Raw genomic sequence first — 19,851 nt, 5'->3', positions numbered from 1 at the left:
AGGTGCCACTTGAGTAACAGTAAATACTTTCAAGATGAACTCACGTATTTACGCGAGTCGGGTAGTGAGTTTGCCAAATATCATCCGAAGTTAACTCACTTTCTCTCTGAAGGAACTTTTGATCCAGATGTCGAACGATTGCTGGAAGGTTTTGCTTTTTTGACCGGACGCATCCGCGAAAAGATTGACGATGAACTGCCTGAGCTTACGCAATCTCTGATGACTTTGCTGTGGCCACATTACATGCGTTCGATTCCGTCTTTGTGTATTAGCGAACTAAAACCGCATACCGGAAGTGTTACTGAGAAAACCGTGGTGAAACGTGGTGCGGAAATGGCCAGCGAACAGGTAGAAGGCACGCAGTGTTTGTTCCGTACTTGTTATGACGTCAATCTATACCCAATTACGATTACTAACATTGAACAAACTAACAGCCGCACCAGCTCGATGATTGATGTGACGTTATCGACGGAGCATGGCCTTGAGCTGTCTCGTATCGGTTTAGATACGTTGCGTTTGCACCTGCATGGTGAGATTCATATTACTCGCACTGTCTTCTTATGGCTGTTCCGTTATCTAGATTACGTCGAGTTGGATGTTGGTGGCGGCTACAAACATCGTTTAGGGCCAGAATACGTTAAGCCAGTCGGGCATGAAGAGGACGAGGCGCTGTTGCCTTACAGCAAAAATTCCTTTGCAGGCTACCGTTTGCTGCAAGAATTCTTCTCTTTGCCAGATAAGTTCATGTTCTTCGACATTAAAGGCTTAGAGTGGCTAAAAGGCATTCCGCAACGCAGCACGGTCAAAATCAAATTCCACTTTAAGCGTGCTTTGCCTTCAGAAGTGGTACTTAAAGATAAACACTTAAGGTTGCACTGCACACCTGCGGTTAACTTGTTTGAAAAAGACGGCGATCCAATCCGTTTAGAGCATCGACGAAACGAGTACAAGGTGCGTCCACAAAGTAACACTCAGGAGCATTACGAGGTTTATTCCATTGAGCAAGTGGAGAGTTGGAGTAAAGAGGAGCGTCGCCGAAAACCACTGATTGAATTTGAATCGTTTGAGCACCAAATCAACCAGCGTGATAAGCGAGAGTTCTACAAATCCAAAGTGGGCGAGCGAGTAAGCGGAAGAGGGTTAGAGCGCTATATCTCATTCCATACTCACAATGGCGACATTGCGGATTTAGGGACTGAAACAGTATTGATGAAGCTGCAATGCAGTAACGCGGACTTAGCGGAGCGCCTGTCAGTAGGAGACATCACTTACGCGACGCACAAATCGCCAACGTATGCGACGTTTAAAAACATTACTAAGCCAACACAGTCAGTAAGTCCTCAGGTTAATGGTGAACTTCAATGGCAGTTGATTGCCAACATGTCGCTCAACTACTTGTCTTTGGCCAATATCGATGTGTTGAAAGTGTTGCTCTCGACTTACGACTTCCACTCTCGAATCGATAGACAAGCCCACCGCGCGTCGATTCATCGACTTGATGGCATTATTTCTTCAGAGATGAAACCAATCGATCGCGTATTTCGTGGTGTATCTGTGCGTGGTAACCAATTCAAGCTCGTGACGGACTCTAAGTTCTTCGTAAATGAAGGCGATATGTTCCTTATGGCCACGGTATTGAATGAATTTATCCGTTTGTATTCGAGTGTGAACTCCTTTACCGAACTAGAGGTGTTCGATGAAGCGACGGGCGAGGTTTACAACTGGGCAAGCCTAATCGGGCAGCAGACAATACTATGATTAATACACTTTCTGATAAGTCGAATGAGTTTAGTTTCTACCAAGCGGTGTTGCTGTTAGAGAAACACTACCAGCTGGAGCCAAACTCAAACTTTGTTGCCGTGGGCGAGAACAAATACTTCCATCAAGAGCGAATTGAGTTCAGCGTGTCGCCAAACCTGTGCTTTCCAAAGAGTGATATGGATTTTATTACTCATATGGAAAGAAACGGACAGCAATATTCACGTATTGAGACGAACTTTCTTGGCTTGCATGGTTCAAGCTCGCCCCTACCTGCGTCTTACACTGAGAAACTCGTCGGTCGTGATCCCGATGATAACCCAGTGAAGGATTTCTTCGACTTTTTCCACAACCGCTATACAAGCTTACTGTATCGTGTTTGGAAGAAATACCGATATCACGTGCAGTACAAAAGCGGGGCAAGCGATGCGTTTTCTGGGCGCATACTGCATTTGGCTGGTCTCTCTAGCGTTATGCAAGATTGCGAAGTCGCGGAGTTAGATCGAGCGAAAGTTCTGTCTTACGTGAACCAGTTATCTACGCGTACACGTTCACCTAAGCTTATTTCCGGTATTGTTTCACACTACTTTTCACTGCCGAATGTGCGAATCGAAGAATGGGTTTATCGGCGGGTCGAGATTGCAGAAAGCCAACGCAACAAACTCAACCGCTCCAATTGTGTATTGGGGCAAAGCTTACACTTGGGACAAAGCATTGCGGATTTGAACGGCAAGTTTAACTTGTGTATCGACAACATCGATTTTGAAACGTTTAAGCAGTTTTCCTACGATGGTGAGTTACATAAGACGCTGGTGGGCTTGATGCGCTTTATTCTGCGTGACCCAATGTCGTGGGACCTAAAGTTGACAGTTAACTTAGACAGTATTCCAGAAAACAAACTGGGTAATGGAGAAGGGAACCAACTAGGTCAAACCTTCTGGCTTGGCAACCCAGGTGATAAAGACGCCAAAATTCGACTTATCGGAAGCATATAAGAAAGCCGCTCAACGAGCGGCCCTTTATGTTTTCCTCAAAGAGGTCAGAAAAGCTTAACGACTGATCGGCTGATGCAGTACAACGGTAGTATCAAGCCTTTGAATGCCGTTAAATGATTCAATTTCATTACAAAGATGATGAATAGACTGCAGGTCGGGCGCTTCAATTAGGGCAATAATATCAAAGTTGCCACCAACAACGCTCGTTAAGCGAACCTCAGGGATTTCTTTAAGTGCATTCGTTACATCATTCTTCTTACCCTTTTCACAAGAGATCAGTAGATAACTAGCGGCTTTTCGCCCTTCATTTTCTACACGAATCTGTGCGGTATAGCCTTTGATAATACCGGTCTTTTCTAAACGATTAATTCTTTCTGCTACTGCTGTTCGAGACAAACCAATGTTTCGGGATAGATTCGCAATCGACTCTCGCCCATTCGATAATAGACTTGAAAGTATTTTTCGATCTAATTTATCTAAACCTTGTAAAGTCATGTTTGAAATCATGTGTTCTGCCTATTTTGTTTTTATATTGTTATTAAATCGACTCTGGGAGCGTAAAGTTATACAGCTCAGCAAGAGTGAATGGGTTTTTCTGTGTCAACGGAGTGATGCGTAAGCTCAAGTCCCTCCCTGACACTTTTATGTCACTGACAAAGCTGCCGTTATGAGTGTTTGTCAAGGTCGAGTCACCTAGCAATCTGTATATCGCCCATTGACCACTCTTATTTAAAACGTGCTGTCTGCCTTCATCGGTTACATCCTGGAGTGTGATACTAATATTGAAGTCACCATTTTGCGGTGGCCATGCCATTTCACGAATGCGGCTTGGACCGTGGTAGTAACTTATATTGGTATCTGCAATTTTTAAGCTCGCTCTAATCGCACTAGAATCAAGATCGAGTACTCTTGCACTAAACGGAATATGAACGCGGTTAGTGCTTTTATTAATTAATGTGTCTCGAATAACGTTATAGTTACGCAGTTGCACTAACAGAGCCGGAGAGATTGGCATCGTCTCGCCATCCACCTGTTTTGGCGTCCACAAATTGGTATCGTAGAACGGTGCAAAATTTTTCTGAATAAATGTGTCTAACAAGCCACCTGAAGCAAACAGTAATTCAAAATCTTCAATTGAGATTTCCTCGGTCGCTGTTAGATCAAATGGGTATCGTCCCAGCCCTATCTCTTTAAACTTGGTGTAAATCTCGCTGTACCATTGGGTTTGAATGCCTTTAGCGGACTCTTTAATCATGACTGACCAGCTTTGTTGAACCACATCTAACAACCAGCTACGAACGGGTTCCGGTGATTTTTGGGCAATCTGTTTAAGTTTGATTAATGGGTCAGCTTCACTGCTGTTCATTCGATGCTGAGCTGCCGCTAGCGCCGCCATTTGCGGGTCAGGTGCATCAGCGATGTCTTTCATATACGTGCGAACACGGCTTAGCGCTGTTACGGTCTCATCCCAAGGAGTAGGGGAGTTTGGTGTTTCACTGACCTGAAGTTGGTTTAATAAGTGAAAAGCTTGTTCAACACGTTTCATCAACAAGTAATCAGGCTTAACTACTTCCTCTACTGCGTCTGATGCGGAGTCTGCCGCTGCCACGAGTTTCGGGTCTAGCTTTGAAATCAGAGCATTTTTTTCACCAACGGGTGAAAATTGTGTGTTGGCATAGACCTGCTTCAGTACGGTTGTCATTGGTGAAGAAGGGCCCGAGATTAAGTCTATCGCGTTCGTTAGATCGCCGACATTGTCATAGTTCTGGACTTTTAGTTCACTCAGCGCATTGCGCCAATTACTGATGTAGTCGTCAGTATATTTTTTACGTACTTCCTCTTTGAAGGCTTCTTGTTCTTCACTAGTAGGAATAACGTGTTGTGACAGACCTAAAACCCAGTTGTCACTGATGACTTGTTGTGACATTAGGTCCACGCGTGGTCTATAAAAAGTGCTAAAACCAGTGGAGGTATAGATCTTATCTACGATCAAGCGTTCGCTATCGATTGGTGTGTTGAACACATTGCTAAACTCGAAACCCACAGCTCGTTGCAGATCTAGGGTTCCTAAATCAATCGAATTTGCTTCGTTTAAAATGCCTGCATAAACGAGATCAACATTCGAATTTGCTAGCAATGAGCGACGTGTTGCGCGAACAAGATCCATATTGATATCAATTGGCTCAAACTGCGTGCGAAAGTAAGCGTCCAAATAGCGCATCGCCTGATTGACGACGTCACTTTGGTTGCTCAAGTCGTTCATCATTTGGCGAGTTTGATGACGCAAAAAACGGATATCACGCTTTGTTGGATCGTTTAGCATTAGATACCCCTTCAATAGAGGTAAAGCGCGTGTAAAAGTGTTTTGATTTTGTGTCAGTTGTAGACGGTAACCTTTCTCAATGAGAGGTATCAACTGTTGAGCAACGTCCTTAAGTAATGCTTCGTATGCGATGCGAGTGCTTTGATCCAAACGGCTAATGTTGAGTGGTAATATCTCTTCATCCAAAGCCTTAGAACCTTTAAGCCACGCCCCATAAGAAGGCTCTATTGCTTTCGTCGCCTTCGCTAAAAGCTCATTGAATCTTGCATCTTGCTCCACTTGTGATTTGTCATCGATACTCAAGAGTTGATTCATCACATGTAAGTTACGGTCTAATGTCGTGAAAAAGAAGTAACTGCCTCCAGTAAGCAGGATAATAGAGCCGAGTATTGCCAAACGGCTTTGTCTCTGAATTAGACGAAGATACGTCTTGTTTTCGCCCGCAAAGTCGCTTTCCGGCAATATTTGTGAATCAATCAGAAAGCGAGAGAAATAAGGCGTTTCTGTTAACTGAGTATGCTCTGACGCGATAATAGGTAAGTTGAAGTAATTACTACAACTTTTTGCAAGTAAATTGTACTTGCGACCGCCTTGCAGACTCGAACTAAAGAAAATCTCACGGATGTCTAGTGAATAGACACCGTTGTTAACATCACATAGACGCTCAAGCACATAGCTGACTTCAGACTGACATAGCTCAAACTGCTTAGGGAAAGCGAGTATTGCTTGTTTCTCATCAATGTCCGTTGAATTAGCGGATGCATCTAGCGCATTACTTTCAAGCACTCTCACTAGATTTCGATAGCTATCGCGGTAGTACTCTGCAAATACACCCTTGGCTTCTTTTAGTGGGATAGAGAGGAACTCAACACGTGTCTTGAGAGAGCTAAAGTGCATGTATTCTTTAAAGCCATCTAACTTGTCTAGCTTTGACATAATCAAATAGATTGGCAATGCTGAAGACGTTTTAGAGTTGATGGTACTCAAGCGCGCCAATAACGACGAAATGGTGTACTCTTTTTGTTCTGGTTCAGAGACGATCATGAACTCGAAATCGATGAAGAATAGACACCCAGAAAATGGCTTTCTAGGTCGATGATGAATAACTTCTTCAATGAACGTATTCCATAAAGAAGCATCACTGCTTGATACTTCCTGGAACACTAAGCGTTGGTCAGGCTTGATGTATACAGCGCTGTCAGATTCGTACCATTCAAAAAAGTCATTCTTAGCGGTTCTAGTGCGATCCATCGGTTTAATTGCACTAGAATTAAATAAAAATTGACGTCGCCCTGACCCTTTATTACCAAGCATCAGGTAAATTGGTTTCTTGCCTGAGTTAGCAAGAAGAGGCTGGATAACCATAGAAAGCGCTTCTTCCTCGGTTTCCAAATGTTGAGCTTTAGCGTTGTTCTTTTTCTTCAACCATAATGTGAATTGAAAAGTGACGTAAACCATGGCGATAGCACCAAGAGTCAGCCAAAGATAAAGTTGATCGATTTCGTCAAGAAAAAGCAGATAAATAGTGGTGATAATTGCAGCCACTAAAAACATCAATATAGTAGAAATCACCACTGGATTTCTAAACAGTTTTTGTTTGAACATAAGCCTAAAACTTCTTTAATTGTATTGTTATTTATTGTCAGTTTTTTCAGCTTGTAGCTGACTCAATTTATATAGGTAGATGTTCAGTAAAAGGGTTGCGCGGTCAATTTCCTTTTGCTGTGAATACTTTTCAGCGTATTCAATACGACCTAAAAGCGGGAATAACGAGTTACTGTATTCGTACGCCTTTTCAGAGTTCTTATCTACATTCTGTCTAGCTACGTTGGCAAACACCGTTCTTGCGTCTGAGAATCGCTTATAAACATCCATAAACTGGTCTTCTAAATGGGCGCTCTGTGTCAAAAAGTTTTGACGTAGCTGCTGTGCAGAAGACGAATCCGGATAGATTGCGATTAATTCATTGGTCAAGCTATCGAGCTCGCTGACGTTACTTACTTTTGCCGAGTCTAAAAACCAGTTATTCATCATAATATCGACACGATTAATGGCCTGCGTTTTCAATGACTGAGCATATTTTTTATTTTCGTAATCTAACGAGGCGACCAAATTTACAAGTTCATTAAGTGAAGCTTGATTAATTTTTTGTTCCAATGTTCGATAACGTTGTTGCTCGTACATGAAATGTGAACATATCGCAGTAACAATCAAACCAATAACGAAGTAGATCATAAATCGACCAGACTTTGCCGGTGATGCTTTCTCTTGGCTATTTAGGTTGGGTGATGACACCGGTGCCGGAGAGGGAGACACATTCACTTTAATTTCAGGTGCCTTCTGCGTTGCTGCAGGAGCGCTAGTGTTGGCTTGTTTTTTCTCGCGTAACTCAGCCGCAATTTGTTGTTCTTTTATCTGCTCAATCCATTGATTCAAAATACGGCGAATGCGACCTAATGACGGCGCTTCAATACCGTAATGAAGACGAAGCTCTTCCTCAATCCTCAAGCATAATTGATGTGCTGCCTCTATCAATGGGAGCTCTTCTGGTAACGCTCGATGCTTATTAATTCGTTTTTCAGTATGCTCTACCATCCATTCAATAGCGCTCATTCGTGCCTTTGACTTTGAATGCTCTGGATACGCGTTGAACCAATATACGACACACACATCAAGTATTGAGTTTAACCCTTCAACAAGGCCTCTTAAGCCGTCGTTATAGGTTGACGCAACGGTAAAGTAACAGCAACAACGTAGGTCTTTCGCTTGGGTACTCAAGATCTTTTTTGAGAGTGTTTGAACCGTTTTCCACGAGACTCTCCCTGTGACTTTATTCAGGTTGTTTATTTGACGTTTAATTTCGTCAAAATCCTCAGAACCATTAGGATTAGAGCCGCTTGGGTTATTTTCATCGATTGGTCTTCGAGCGAAGTCGGTAAAAAACATAAAGAAAGTTCCAACTGATCATATAGAAGTATTAAGTTATATAGGATTTCACTACTGTTATATTAAATTATAAGCAGTGCACATCTGCCGCAATTCTATAGACAAAATAAGCGGATTAGATAATAAAAATTCATTAAAAGAAATTAAATTACTTTTAGTGTGATCTTTGTTCATAATATTAATATCAATAGTTAAGTCTATTTATAAGAAGAAACTTATATATGAAGATGAGAACGTTGATTAAAAAGTAACTAAATTGTTATCGGAGATTACGGTTTGTTCAATTAGCAATCAAATTCTGTGACTTCTATTTAAATAGAAAGATTTACTGTCTCGTCACTTAATCTGTAGTCGGTTCTTTAGTTTTTGTTTGTAGGTAAAACAACCAACCTGATAGTTGAAATGTATTAAATTATAGGTGTTTTTTTAGGCTTATTGAAAAAGAGAATATAATTGATATCTTTCGCCTCTAAGTAGAATATCGGTTTTCCTAGAGGGACGAAATGCTAAAACCAAGTCAAATTGGGCTGATTTCAGCCATGTGTCTATTTTCTTCTGTTGCAATGGCAAAAGGGGAGCGATATGGACTCTCTACCAGTATGTTGACTATCGATAGCATTAAATACGATGAAGGTAAAAGTGGTGAGCAGGATACGCTTAGGTTCGGCTTGGTTCATACTCGTCCTATTGATGAAAACAATAACCGTTGGCGTTGGTGGTTAGGGCTAAACTATCTAGCAGAAGATATTGAAGCGCCAGCAAACGGCTTATATCAAGAAGCGACGAACTATGAACTTCGTGTTGTTCCTCAATATGCGTTGACTTCTTGGAGTGTTTTCACGCCATACGTTGGTGCGGGCTTGTCTGTCGGTTACTCGCAATATTCTAATCGCTGGCAAGTAGACCAAGAGGGCTATCGTTATGAGAGTGTTGAAGACATCGACCAGTTTGAGTTAGGTGCGGTTGTGACCCTTGGTACTGCTATAAAGTTAGGCAGTAATCCTGACGCCCATATACAAATTATCCCGCAGGCCTCTTATATCCTTCCGGTTGTAAATGATGGAATTGGTGGGCTTGAACTATCAGTTTCTTTGCTCTTTTGAGGTTCGTAAATGTACTCAAATCAGCTAGTTTTATTTATCTCAAAGTGTCCAGAGGAATACACCGGTGCAAAGCATATTGAAATGCCTGAAAGTGGTGGTTCGATAGGTCGTTCCCCAAGCTGTAGCGTGTCTTTAGCCGATCACAACCGCTTTATATCGGGCACTCATTGTTTGCTCAGCGTGTATGGAGATACCTACTATATAAGTGACGTATCAACTAACGGCACAATGGTGAATGGGAATAAAATACTAAAAAATCAACCCGTTGCGATAGTTGATGGCGACGTCATTTCTTTAGGGCAATATGAGATTGGTGTTTCTCTTGAGCACGTTACCTCAACACTAGACATCGCCGCTGATATTGCTCCTGAGCGAGTATCTAGCGATCCTCTGGTTAGTCTAGGAGATGCGGTTGTCGAAGAGGAAGAAAAAGTCGGTGCCTTAGAAGATTTGTTTATGGAGACTAAACAGGATGACATTGATTGTCATGATCCTGTTGCTCACCTTAACTTTTCGATGCAGCGAGATGACGATTACTTAATTCGTGATAATGAGCGTACAGAATCTGAACAACCTAGAACCGTGGAAAGCACGCGTCAGGTGGTCGATGACAGTTTCAGTATATATTCCGAATTCGATCAGCCAAGCCTAATCCCTGAAGACTGGATGGCTGCGGAAACCAAGAGTAACGCATCAGTCAATGATGCATTAGCGCCAGAAAGCGGTAAGGCACATAGAGCCGATATTGCCTCAGCTGAGGTGATGCAACCTGGCACGGTAGCCCCAGATAGCACGATTCAAAGACAACATCGTACGCCTAATGTTACTGAGATGGTCGTAGAGCAGGCTAACACAGGGTCAAAATGGGAAGAGATGACCCAATCTTTTACGCCTTCTCCTAACACTAATCAGCAACTTCAAATACCTACGGCAGAGCACGCGATAAACAGTACGACGAAAGCACAAGTCGATACTGATGCGGCCGTTTGCTCTCAAGATATAGCGCAAGCGTTTTTTGATGGTTTGGGTATTCGAAACCCAGAGTTGATGACAAATGAGGCGCAGTTATTCAAGCAAATGGGCACTTGCTTGCGTTTATGTATTGATAACCTACAGAAAGAGTTGCACGAAGTGGAATCGTTAAAAGATGAGCAGAGTGCGAGTGAGGCTAACTCGAACATTGCAGAGCTAATGCTTACTTTGAATAGTCAGCAATTACTGGCTCCAAATGAACTGGTTGAACAAATGCTCGATGAGCTGAACGACCACCAAGTTATGTTTAACAAAGCACTGAATGAGCTCGTTTTAGAACAGTCTGAAACGAACGATCCCGTAGCATTTGCTAACAGGGTCGCTAGCCAGTCTTTGTTCTCAACTAAGTCAAAGCTGTGGGCCGAATACCTAGATTTCTACACTAATAATCGTCGCCTGCTTAATGAAACATCCTTAAAAGGGCTGATTAAGAAAAACTATAACAAAGTGATTAAGGGAAACCATGCGTAGTATCGCCGTATTACTCGGATTTGCCATGTTGTCCGGTTGTTCCATGTGGGATCAATTTAAAGAGTCCACTGGTATCACACCAGAAACTTCGTCGATTGAATTGGTTATTGAGGCATCACCTGTACTTAATGTGAGAAATGGGGGCCAGTCATCTCCAGTTATTCTCCGTCTTCACGAATTAAGTTCGCCAGTATTGTTCCGAAGCTTAGATTTCTTTGCCTTGTTTGAGAGCGATAAAGCGTCGTTGGGTGATGAGTACATCAAACGTTACGAGTATCAAATACAGCCAGGTGGAAAAGTTCATGAAATGCTAACGCTAGACCCTGACACTCGTGCCGTCGGTTTTTCAGTGGCTTTTCGTGATATTGATGGTTCGTCATGGCGAAAAGTGGAAGTTATTGAAGAGAAGAGCGAGTACTACATCAAGCTCAAGTTAGAGGGCAGTGAGTTAATTTCTGATAACACTCGCGGCATTGAACAGGTTTACTTTTAAGGGATAGAAACATGTCTTTATACAATCCAGTTGTTTGGCAAGATGGAATGTTCATGAAGCCGCAGCATTTTCAACAACTCGATCGTTCGCAAAGTAAACTATCGAGCCTACTGAGTGCCAATGCATCGCCTTTGCATTGGGGAATTAAACGTTTAGAAATCAACTCTCAGTTACTAGCACTGGGTAAAATCGGTATTACTCGTGCTGAAGGTATTTTACAAGACCGGACACCATTTGAGCTTCCGTTGCTTGCTGAGCTGCCTGAAGTGAAAGATGTAGATCCTTCGATTGCCGATAAAGTCGTTTATTTGTGCTGTCCGTTACCATCGGAACGTTCTGAGTTATTTGGTACCAAAAAAGACGGTGCGCGCTATACGATGGAATCTCAAGAAGCGGTTGACGCTTGTTATGATTCGGAAGACATGGCAAATATCGTCGTCGGTAAGCTTAACTTTTGCTTAATGTACGATCATGAAGATAAGAGTGCTTACACGTCTATTCCGATCTTAAAGATCTCAGAAGTGAAGCCTGATGGCAGCGTGATCTTAGATGATAGTTTCATTCCTACCTGCATCGATATTCATGCGTCGACAGTACTGAGTAAATTTGCGACCGAGTTTGCTTCTATGTTGAAGCATCGCGCGGAATCGATAGTCCAGCGATTAGGGGTGGTGGATCAACAAGGCGTATCATCGGTTTCTGACTTTATGCTATTGCAAGCGCTCAACCGATACGAACCCTTGTTTTGGCATTTCGCAAGCACAGAAGCTGTGCATCCTGAGTCTTTGTATCGAATTCTTCTTCAGGCAGAAGGTGAGCTTTCGACGCTGTGTTCAACAACACGCCGACCTATTGAGTTTACGAAGTACAATCATGGTGATCTTACTAGCTGTCTTTCTCGCGTCCTAGACAGTGCGAAAATGACATTGAGCGTGATGTCTGAGCAAAGAGCAATTCCACTGACCTTAAAAGATCAGAACTATGGCATCAGAACGGCAGCAATCCCTGACAATAAGATCATTGATACGACAACCTTTATCCTCGCAGTTAAAGCCGACGTGACCTTGGATGTTCTGCATACCCAGTTTGTCAGCCAAACGAAGATCGGTTCTATCGATAACATACGTGACTTGATTAACCTTCAACTGCCTGGGATTGAGATCAAACCAATGCCAGTTGTGCCACGCGCGCTGCCGTATCATGCTGGCTACACCTATTTCGAGCTCGATAAAACGGGCGAAGAGTGGATGGCGTTGAAGAACACTGCTGCGATTGCGATTCACGTTGCGGGCGATTTCGCTAACTTATCATTGCAACTTTGGGCCGTTCGTCTATGAGTTACGCAGAAACCGACGTCACCGTAGTCTTATTCCAACCAGAGCCTGGCAAACCAATGGAGGTAATGCCAGCGCCTGACTTGTCGAGAAACATCGCAGTACAAGATCTATCTATCGACAACATGGGTATTAACCCGCTAGTGGACCAGTTCTCATGGTTGATCGCCAGTCTGTCTTGTATGTCTTCGATCCCTTGGCTTGATGACCCGATGCCATTTCGTGAACAAGTGGCACGTGAGATTCGAAAAGGTGAACGAAAACTTAATGAAATGGAGCTCGATCGTGCTTCGGTTCTTGTTATTCGTTACTGCTTGTGTGCGGCGATTGATGAATCTGTTTGTCGACAAGAGTGGGGGGCAAATAGTCACTGGAGCCAGAACAGCTTACTGTCTGAATTCCACAACGAGACATCTGGTGGTGACAAGTTTTTCGTTATTCTCGACCGCTTAAAAGCCGACCCTCGCAAATACCGTCACGTTATAGAGTTTCTCTATTTATTGCTTCAACTTGGTTTCCAAGGCAAGTACGGCCGTGAAGAGCGTGGCAACGAAAAGCTAGCGGAAATTGGCAGCACCATTTATCGATTAGTGCGAGATGACCGCCTAGCAGAACAAGAAAAAGTTTCTTTAATCAACCTTAAAGCTAAATACCTAAAGAAGCCGTTAAAAAGGGTAATTTCACCCAAGCTGATCTTAAGTCTTAGTGCGATGACGTTTGCGCTTATGTATGCGGCAACCTACATCGTCATAGACTTAAAATTCCAGCAACTGCTTGAAGTGTATAGATAACCAGAAATCTAAAAATGAGATCTTCTGCCAGTTTTAGGGCTTATTGTGAATATCACTGGTCTTTTAGTGAAATTCACTAGTTATTTAGAGAGATTGCAGTTTGCGATCTCTTTTATCATTCAATCAATAAAATTCAAATGGATTGGTTATGGGCGTAACAGTTGGTGCGAATGGACTTTCGATAGTTCATAAAGGCTCAGGTGGTGAAGCGAATGCAACGCTCCCAGATGTTTGTTTAACTAAGGTCGGCAAGCCAGTCGTCCCTATCCCTTATGGCAACAATGCTAAATCAGCAGACCTTGCTGGTGGGACTACGACAGTCTCTATGGATGGCGGTAACAGTGTCGCTATCAAGGGCAGTACGTTCTCAAAAAGTACCGGCGATGCGGGCGGTGACAGAAAAGGCGTTTCCTCTGGCACGATAGAAGCTGAAGCAAAATTCATTTCAGCCTCACCAACGGTTAAATTTGAAGGTAAGGGCGTATGTCGCCTGTCCGATCAAATGACCATGAACAAAGCCAACACTGTGTGTCTTGGCGGCGCACAAAACCCATCGGTTTCTGTGAGTGAAGAGCAGGAAGGGACGTATACGCTGGATATAGAATGCAAATATCCAAATGGGCTCCCTTACTCTAATGCACAATTTTCTTTAGTCGAACCTTCAGGTGCTGTCATTGGGAGTGGAGTGCTGGATTCTAGCGGAAAAGCATCTGTTAATGGTCTCGCTCTAAAAGAATGCAGGTTAGTGCTCAGCGAAACTCAAGACTCTTACACCCCGAACCAATCTTTAGCTGAAAATATTGTTACGGAAACTTACCCTGATCCGAATGATTTTTGTACGTTTGTCGCAGGTCGCCGCTCGCCATTTTGGGAAGATCGTGTTGGGGTTGCTAATGACTGGGGCATATTGATGTCCCCATCCTTCAGTGATGATGACTTTAAAGATATTGTGTTAGAGCAAAGCCGTATATCGTCTCCTTATGCGATTAGTCAAAATCACTCTAAAGATTTTTCTGATGCTTATGTTTCGGCACTTTATCACATCCAAACTGATACTACTGCGCTAGAGAAATATGAACCTTTAGTTGAACTGCTCTTGGAGCAAGTGCACGAAAATGGCGATATATTGAGAGTCTTATATCAAGCTGATGTGTTTGAGCCTCCCTATGAATTATTAGCGAAGCTTCGCTTTTTAGGGACTGGGAATACTGTGAAGTATTTGCAGTTTGTTTTATGGACGTTGATAAACAATCAAATCTGTTCATACATCGATGAGCTAAACAGTGAAATCATCGGTCGTTTAGATTTCATACAAAGCCAAGCTTCTGCAAGATCGTTGAGTTCTGTTGAAGAGGGTATAAACGGTTATAAAAAAGCACTTAACCACTTCAAACAAGCACTTCCTGACGTCATTAGCCAAATTTTCGAAACCAAAAATGACACCCTAATTTCTATATCGGCAATGGCCCTTGGGAGTACCGTTAACATAGCGAGCCAATCTAGCTTTGCTACTAATTTAGGTAGGGTTAATGCGGTGGTGTACACGAAGTCAAACAACTTGAACCGCCCATCATTTGTCACTTTTGACGATAACTTTTCTGACTAGGACATTTAAATCATGGATGCAGTTTTTCCGATAGCGCAACGAGAAGGTGACGCTTACTACACGCTCAGTGATTTTACGAAATTGTTTGATCAAGCTAAGAGCGGTCGTTATTTAATAGGACAAGGGTACGGTTGGCATAGTGGCATTCACTTAACATCAAAAATGTTACCGTGGGGGAAAGGGCTCAGACCTATTCAAGCGATGCTTGATGGAAAAATAGTGGCATTTCGCATAAATCCTGATTACCTAACATCAACGTACCAAGAGCAAGAGTTTAAGTATAGTAATAACTTTGTGCTTATCGAGCATGAGGCTGTAAACCCCGAAGATAATGAAGATGTATTTAAGTTCTATACACTTTATATGCACCTTGCGCCACCTTCAGATATTGGCGCCAATTCATCTATAACCACGCGTTACCGTTTACAAGAAGCGAGAAATGTACGCACTTTCAAACATAGTGATGTGCCTACTAATTCTGGTGAAAAAAAACAGTCGATGTCTAAAGGAACATTACTTGAATACCTGTATGCAGAAGAGAAGGAGACCCATCCATACCAGATCGACAAAAATACCTACAAAATGATAAAGTGCCGTGTGGTAGAGAATGGTAAATCGGCAAGTGGTAGCGAAAAAGCACTGTTAAACAAGATTGTTTGGTTTGCTTCGGGTCTCAATAGTGACTTTGACATTTTAGAAGATTCCTCTGCTGTCCTATCAGAACCAGTTTCAGAACCTAAATGGATGTCGGACAAGGCGGCAATGATTAGGGACGGTAGTGTGGTTTCTTTACTCCCACTCCTATTTAGAGAGGGGGTAAAGGTTTCAGCTGGGGAAGATATCGGTTACATGGGACTGCATGAGTACAGTAACGATGCAATTGGAACTAAGAAAGAAGATAATCGTGTGCATATCGAGATGTTCTCTTTTGAGGAGCCGCCCGAATTTTTCAAAAAACAGATTTCTCCCAAAAATGCGGAAGAAAATCCACTTGTTGTTCTCGATGGGGCCGATAGTAGCGGTGCCGTTGATATGAGTAATTCGTTTATTCAGCAATTACTTGAATCTGTGACAGAAGATCAAGTAACGGACTTCTCCTCGTTCACTGCTCGCGATGCCAAAGTATACTTAGACGGTAAGCGTAAACACTTTGAGCGATTTATTGTGAAACATCCTACAGATTGGCATACAGAGTCGTCACAAAGTCTTTATGAATCAATCCATCAGACCGCAAAGGAAGCTCTAGATATTAAGTGCTCCGCTGGTTTTGTGACTATAGAGGACTACCGTAACTCCCCATGGCGCGATCAAGTGATGGATAGCTTTGATCTTTTCTCACAATTCGAACTGGAAAGAGCAGATAAGTTCTCATGGATGCAAGATTTACATGGTGATTTGCAACTAAGCGATGATAAGAGCCTTTGGCATTATTGGCCTTTTACATTGAATGTTACGAAATTAAGTGAATGTAAATTATCAATTGACCACGAGTTTATAGGTGAACTTGAAGGTAGCAGAAAAAAAGGATATGTTCCTGACCCTAAGAATAGTAAGAGTGGGGTAACTATTGCTACTGGCTTCGATTTAGGAGCAAGAAACATAGTTGATTTGAGAAAACTCGAACTACCGAGTGACCTTATAACAAAGCTCACCCCATATCTAGGTATGAAGAAATTTGAAGCAGAATCTTTTTTGAAAAAAAATCCGTTAACTATTAATGAAGATGAGTTGCTTTTAATTAATCACGTAGTTAAAAAGCATGAAACTGAAAAAATCATAGCGTTGTATAATAAAAATTCTCAGATTGAATTTGCCTGCTTACCAAGTCAAGCTCAAACTGTAATTGCTTCCGTTGCCTATCAATATGGTTATCTACCTCGTGAAACTAGAAAGTTCTGGTTTCAAGCTGTAAACCAGAAGTGGGAAGAAATGTATGATAATCTAATGGACTTTAGGGATCTATATCCAACACGCAGAAAAAAAGAAGCGTTATTACTTAAGGAAATTATTGAATGAATTATAATAGACTATTAATTACTTTGGCTGTGATTTGGTCAGGTTTGACTAGTGCAGCTTCAATGACGGATATTTATGAATTGTTAGACTTTACATCATTCCCTAACTCACTGAACCCCAAAAGCATCGAAGAAAGGCATTTTTCTGATTTTCAAGGTGAATTCAAACTTGCAGTACCAAAAATAACAAAAGATGAGATTGTAATAGATGATGACCATTGGTATTACAAGATTGAGTTAATGGAAATTAAAGGTGATAATGTGTACCTTTGCTTTCATGATAAATCTAAGGTCGGCACTTATGACTCTGTGCAACCTATTGTTGTTAGAAGATATGGGAATGATTTTGTTGCTTTAGCATTGGACCCAACTTCTTCAAACCAAGAGTGTAAGTAATTATACCGATTTAGACTTTGGGTTTTAATGTAGAAGAAATAAAATAGCTGTTTATTTAGTAATTAGTTTTATACAGTGATTACGGGCAGATATATTCCTATAAGGAATAGTCACTATTAATAAATGTAATTAGAGTTGGAGTCAATTTGGTTAATGTTTCATATGTTCCTTAACTTTACTCAGATTACATCCTTACTATTTTTCTTCTCTTCCGTTCTAAGTAAATGCTGCGTGTGAGCAAAGCTCAGTTGTATTCACATGTAATTTGGAAAATAAAGACAGTGGCTTGAAAGCTTGTTTTAATCAAGCCGAGAATTCGATGTACTTCGTTGTTGACGAAAATGGGTTGAAAACAGTTTATGCCCCACGAAAGGGGAAGAGTTTAGATAATTATAAATGGATAGATATTTCTCTTGAAGAACCTGAATTCATTCCTTTGAAATTTGAAGTAAATGAAAACAAGAATGCGTACTTTTCATTGACTAGAGGTGGTGGACGGTTGAGTGTCGTTGCTAGCTTCGTTGACATGATTGAAGATGAAAATGCTGTTGAGTACTACTGTGAATGGGAAACTGAAACAGCTCTGGATCCCAACGTTAGATTAAAAATAAAACACGTAAAGCCTAATGAGTTTGAAGCTTGGGGTTAAATAGCAATAGATTCCGGTGAGAGCCTAAATAAAATTCATTGTAATAAAAAGTTAGCTTTTCTAGAAAATCTACTCGAGACGTTTGGATAAGAAATGTTCAGATAAAAAGCGCCGAAAGGCGCTTTTTATTTTCTTTAAAATAAAGTATGGTCTCCCTCCTTTTAAAATGGTAAGTGTTGAATAATTCAACAGTGGTTAGGTAAATGAATAAAATAACTAAACTCGCTTTGGCTTTGTCCGTATTGACATCTGTTGTTGGGTGTCAACTGGTCTCAAATACGCCGATGCAATCGACAGCAACGAAGGAAATAATTGAAAAAGCAAAGACAGAGTTTGATGGACAACGTTTTTATAAGTTGAATGAATATGATGAAGAAATCAACGTTTCAGATGACGGGGTCATTACCTTCAAGTCTTACTTACCACGCAGCGGCGGCTATGAATGGGTACCAATTGTTATACGCGATACTAGTTTTCGTGTTTCTTGCGATTATTTCAGTGAATATGTTGAAGCTGGAATGGTTGTTCAGGTTCAGTTTGTAGGTAAACGCGGGCGCATTGAAAATTACGACAAGCAACGTTGTGAAGAGTTTGGCGAGCCAACATGGCAATAAGATCTATGGATAATTAAAGCGCCGACAGGCGCTTTTTATTTACGTTTTAGTTAACCGTTAGAAAAGATGTAGACCAATCTTCGGAAGATTAGGCAAGCAATGCGTAGTATCTGGTCACAAGTTGGTATGAACTTGCCTTTTAGAAAACGCTAATAAAATCGCTAAACAGCTACATGCTAATAGAACGACACCTAAGTTTTGTGCTGTTCCAGCCATCGCTAATCCCGTCCCGATCATGATGTAGTACATGAGCCCAAATAAAGCGCCTGCGCTACCTACCTGTTGTTTATAATCAACGAGTGCGTCACTGAGTATATTGGGTATCGCAATCCCATAAGACATGACGACTAACACCATTGGAGCAACAAACCAGATTGATTGGCTCAGAATCAACACACCGACTGATCCCAAACTAAGCAATACTGCTGAGAGCCAAAGTAGTTGGCTTTTTCGAACATTTTTAGACACTAGGGATTTGTTTAAACAACTCCCAAGCAGAGTGCCTAACCCCAGTACCATGCCACTGTATCCAAATTGTTCGGAGTTATACCCAAGTACCGAGAAAGTAAATGCGCCAAGCTGGTAATAAGAAAATAGAGCAATGTTATACAAAGCAACCAGTAATCCTGAGCGCCAAATTCGCGCGTCTCTTACCATTTTCCAGCTAAGTTGATGCAACCGTACTGGTGTCTGTTCCTTCTGTGTTTCAGGAAGCTTAATAACGTTGTAAGCGAGCAATACTAACGCGATTAAAAACAAGGCAAAAAACACATAACGGTATCCACCAAGCGCTGTAAGCTGCCCGCCTAATAGCATGCCAACTACCGGGCTGATTGATATACCCATCCCCATTAAGCTAAAGACTTTACTCAGTTCTTGACCGTCAAACGCGTCACGAAGCATGGTCTGTGTGACAACGGATCCTACCGCGATACCAAATGCGCTTAGGGCTCGCGCGGTCATGACAACAGCAAAGCTTTCGGTTTGAGTTGCGAGTAAAGATGCGCAACCATAGATAAAGAGCCCAATAAGCATGGTGGGCCTTCTTCCCAGTTTATCTGCGAGAACTCCCCAAACTACAACGCCAATGGCAAAAGCTAGGAAGTAAATCGACAATGTTTGGGCTGCTTGTGCGTGGTTTACATCAAATGAAAGAGCGATTGAGCTCAGCGCTGGGCTATAAATAGTTTCTACAATTTGCGGAAACATCAACATAACCAGCATGAGCCATAAAGAGGGCTTAGTATTCATATTGTTACCCATCGTTAATGAAGTTGGCAGGCAGTATAAATGAGGCTATGATTGATCTAATAACAACATAAAAA

Annotated in this window: 15 protein-coding genes and 1 pseudogene; 12 read left to right on the top strand and 4 right to left on the bottom strand. The window is 41.9% G+C overall.

Translation table 11 applies throughout. The features are described from left to right. The first annotated feature begins 9 nt into the window (after nucleotides 1–9). Together tssF and tssG are read left to right on the top strand one after the other, a co-directional pair. Nucleotides 10–1,758: a type VI secretion system baseplate subunit TssF gene (gene tssF, locus R7P35_RS05570; RefSeq protein WP_054865526.1), complete on the top strand. Its 1,749-nt coding sequence runs from the start codon at nucleotides 10–12 to the stop codon at nucleotides 1,756–1,758. Beyond that, nucleotides 1,755–2,753: a type VI secretion system baseplate subunit TssG gene (gene tssG / locus R7P35_RS05565; RefSeq protein ID WP_005373373.1), complete on the top strand. Its 999-nt coding sequence runs from the start codon at nucleotides 1,755–1,757 to the stop codon at nucleotides 2,751–2,753. The genes tssF and tssG overlap by 4 nt, the downstream gene beginning before the upstream one ends. 54 nt (nucleotides 2,754–2,807) lie before the next feature. Here the strand turns inward: tssG and R7P35_RS05560 are convergent, their stop codons facing one another. The 3 genes from R7P35_RS05560 to R7P35_RS05550 are packed head-to-tail and all read right to left on the bottom strand — an operon-like array spanning nucleotide 2,808 to nucleotide 8,022. After that, a complete protein-coding gene (locus R7P35_RS05560; protein ID WP_005373369.1) occupies nucleotides 2,808–3,260 on the bottom strand; it encodes an Lrp/AsnC family transcriptional regulator in 453 nt (150 codons plus the stop codon). A gap of 31 nt (nucleotides 3,261–3,291) precedes the next feature. Continuing rightward, nucleotides 3,292–6,681 carry a type VI secretion system membrane subunit TssM gene (gene tssM, locus R7P35_RS05555; protein ID WP_318091830.1) on the bottom strand — a complete coding sequence of 1,130 codons (3,390 nt, stop codon included), beginning with the start codon at nucleotides 6,679–6,681 and terminating at the stop codon, nucleotides 3,292–3,294. Nucleotides 6,682–6,708: 27 nt separating this feature from the next. Next, on the bottom strand, nucleotides 6,709–8,022 hold the full coding sequence (locus tag R7P35_RS05550; RefSeq protein WP_005386112.1) for a type VI secretion system ImpA family N-terminal domain-containing protein: 1,314 nt from the start codon (nucleotides 8,020–8,022) through the stop codon (nucleotides 6,709–6,711). Between the two features lie 503 nt (nucleotides 8,023–8,525). Here R7P35_RS05550 and R7P35_RS05545 point away from each other — a divergent pair. From R7P35_RS05545 to R7P35_RS05500, 10 genes and pseudogenes are all read left to right on the top strand, one after another. Further along, nucleotides 8,526–9,125 (top strand): hypothetical protein, encoded by a 600-nt coding sequence (locus R7P35_RS05545; RefSeq protein ID WP_017633753.1) that lies wholly within the window; start codon nucleotides 8,526–8,528, stop codon nucleotides 9,123–9,125. 9 nt (nucleotides 9,126–9,134) lie between these two features. After that, the gene (gene tagH / locus R7P35_RS05540) at nucleotides 9,135–10,628 is read left to right on the top strand and encodes a type VI secretion system-associated FHA domain protein TagH (RefSeq protein ID WP_213904428.1); all 1,494 of its coding nucleotides are present in this window, start codon (nucleotides 9,135–9,137) and stop codon (nucleotides 10,626–10,628) included. Beyond that, on the top strand, nucleotides 10,621–11,121 hold the full coding sequence (gene tssJ / locus R7P35_RS05535; RefSeq protein ID WP_005386118.1) for a type VI secretion system lipoprotein TssJ: 501 nt from the start codon (nucleotides 10,621–10,623) through the stop codon (nucleotides 11,119–11,121). The genes tagH and tssJ overlap by 8 nt, the downstream gene beginning before the upstream one ends. Before the next feature lie 11 nt (nucleotides 11,122–11,132). Beyond that, nucleotides 11,133–12,458 carry a type VI secretion system baseplate subunit TssK gene (tssK, locus tag R7P35_RS05530; RefSeq protein WP_005373357.1) on the top strand — a complete coding sequence of 442 codons (1,326 nt, stop codon included), beginning with the start codon at nucleotides 11,133–11,135 and terminating at the stop codon, nucleotides 12,456–12,458. After that, on the top strand, nucleotides 12,455–13,246 hold the full coding sequence (icmH, locus tag R7P35_RS05525; protein ID WP_025767903.1) for a type IVB secretion system protein IcmH/DotU: 792 nt from the start codon (nucleotides 12,455–12,457) through the stop codon (nucleotides 13,244–13,246). The genes tssK and icmH overlap by 4 nt, the downstream gene beginning before the upstream one ends. Nucleotides 13,247–13,394: 148 nt before the next feature. Next, nucleotides 13,395–13,971 (top strand): annotated as a pseudogene (locus tag R7P35_RS26585) (DUF4150 domain-containing protein); the annotation flags it as partial. An 893-nt stretch (nucleotides 13,972–14,864) separates the two neighbouring features. Continuing rightward, the gene (locus R7P35_RS05515) at nucleotides 14,865–16,868 is read left to right on the top strand and encodes a pesticin C-terminus-like muramidase (RefSeq protein ID WP_318091827.1); all 2,004 of its coding nucleotides are present in this window, start codon (nucleotides 14,865–14,867) and stop codon (nucleotides 16,866–16,868) included. Continuing rightward, nucleotides 16,865–17,263 carry a hypothetical protein gene (locus R7P35_RS05510; protein ID WP_017820366.1) on the top strand — a complete coding sequence of 133 codons (399 nt, stop codon included), beginning with the start codon at nucleotides 16,865–16,867 and terminating at the stop codon, nucleotides 17,261–17,263. Before R7P35_RS05515 ends, R7P35_RS05510 begins: the two co-directional genes overlap by 4 nt. Nucleotides 17,264–17,582: 319 nt before the next feature. Continuing rightward, nucleotides 17,583–17,912, top strand: coding sequence for a hypothetical protein (locus R7P35_RS05505; protein WP_213904429.1), 330 nt, complete (start codon nucleotides 17,583–17,585; stop codon nucleotides 17,910–17,912). Between the two features lie 203 nt (nucleotides 17,913–18,115). Continuing rightward, entirely contained in the window at nucleotides 18,116–18,526 is a 411-nt protein-coding gene (locus R7P35_RS05500) for a hypothetical protein (protein ID WP_005373341.1), read from the top strand. A 114-nt stretch (nucleotides 18,527–18,640) separates the two neighbouring features. Here the strand turns inward: R7P35_RS05500 and R7P35_RS05495 are convergent, their stop codons facing one another. After that, nucleotides 18,641–19,777, bottom strand: a complete 1,137-nt coding sequence (locus R7P35_RS05495) for a multidrug effflux MFS transporter (RefSeq protein ID WP_005373339.1) — start codon at nucleotides 19,775–19,777, stop codon at nucleotides 18,641–18,643. Between the last annotated feature and the right edge of the window lie 74 nt (nucleotides 19,778–19,851).

It is taken from the genome of Vibrio sp. Vb0304, from assembly GCF_033338995.1.
GTDB classification, from domain to species: Bacteria; Pseudomonadota; Gammaproteobacteria; order Enterobacterales; family Vibrionaceae; genus Vibrio; species Vibrio alginolyticus.
Note: the sequence above shows the minus strand (reverse complement) of the source record. Positions and strands in the feature narration are given on the sequence as shown.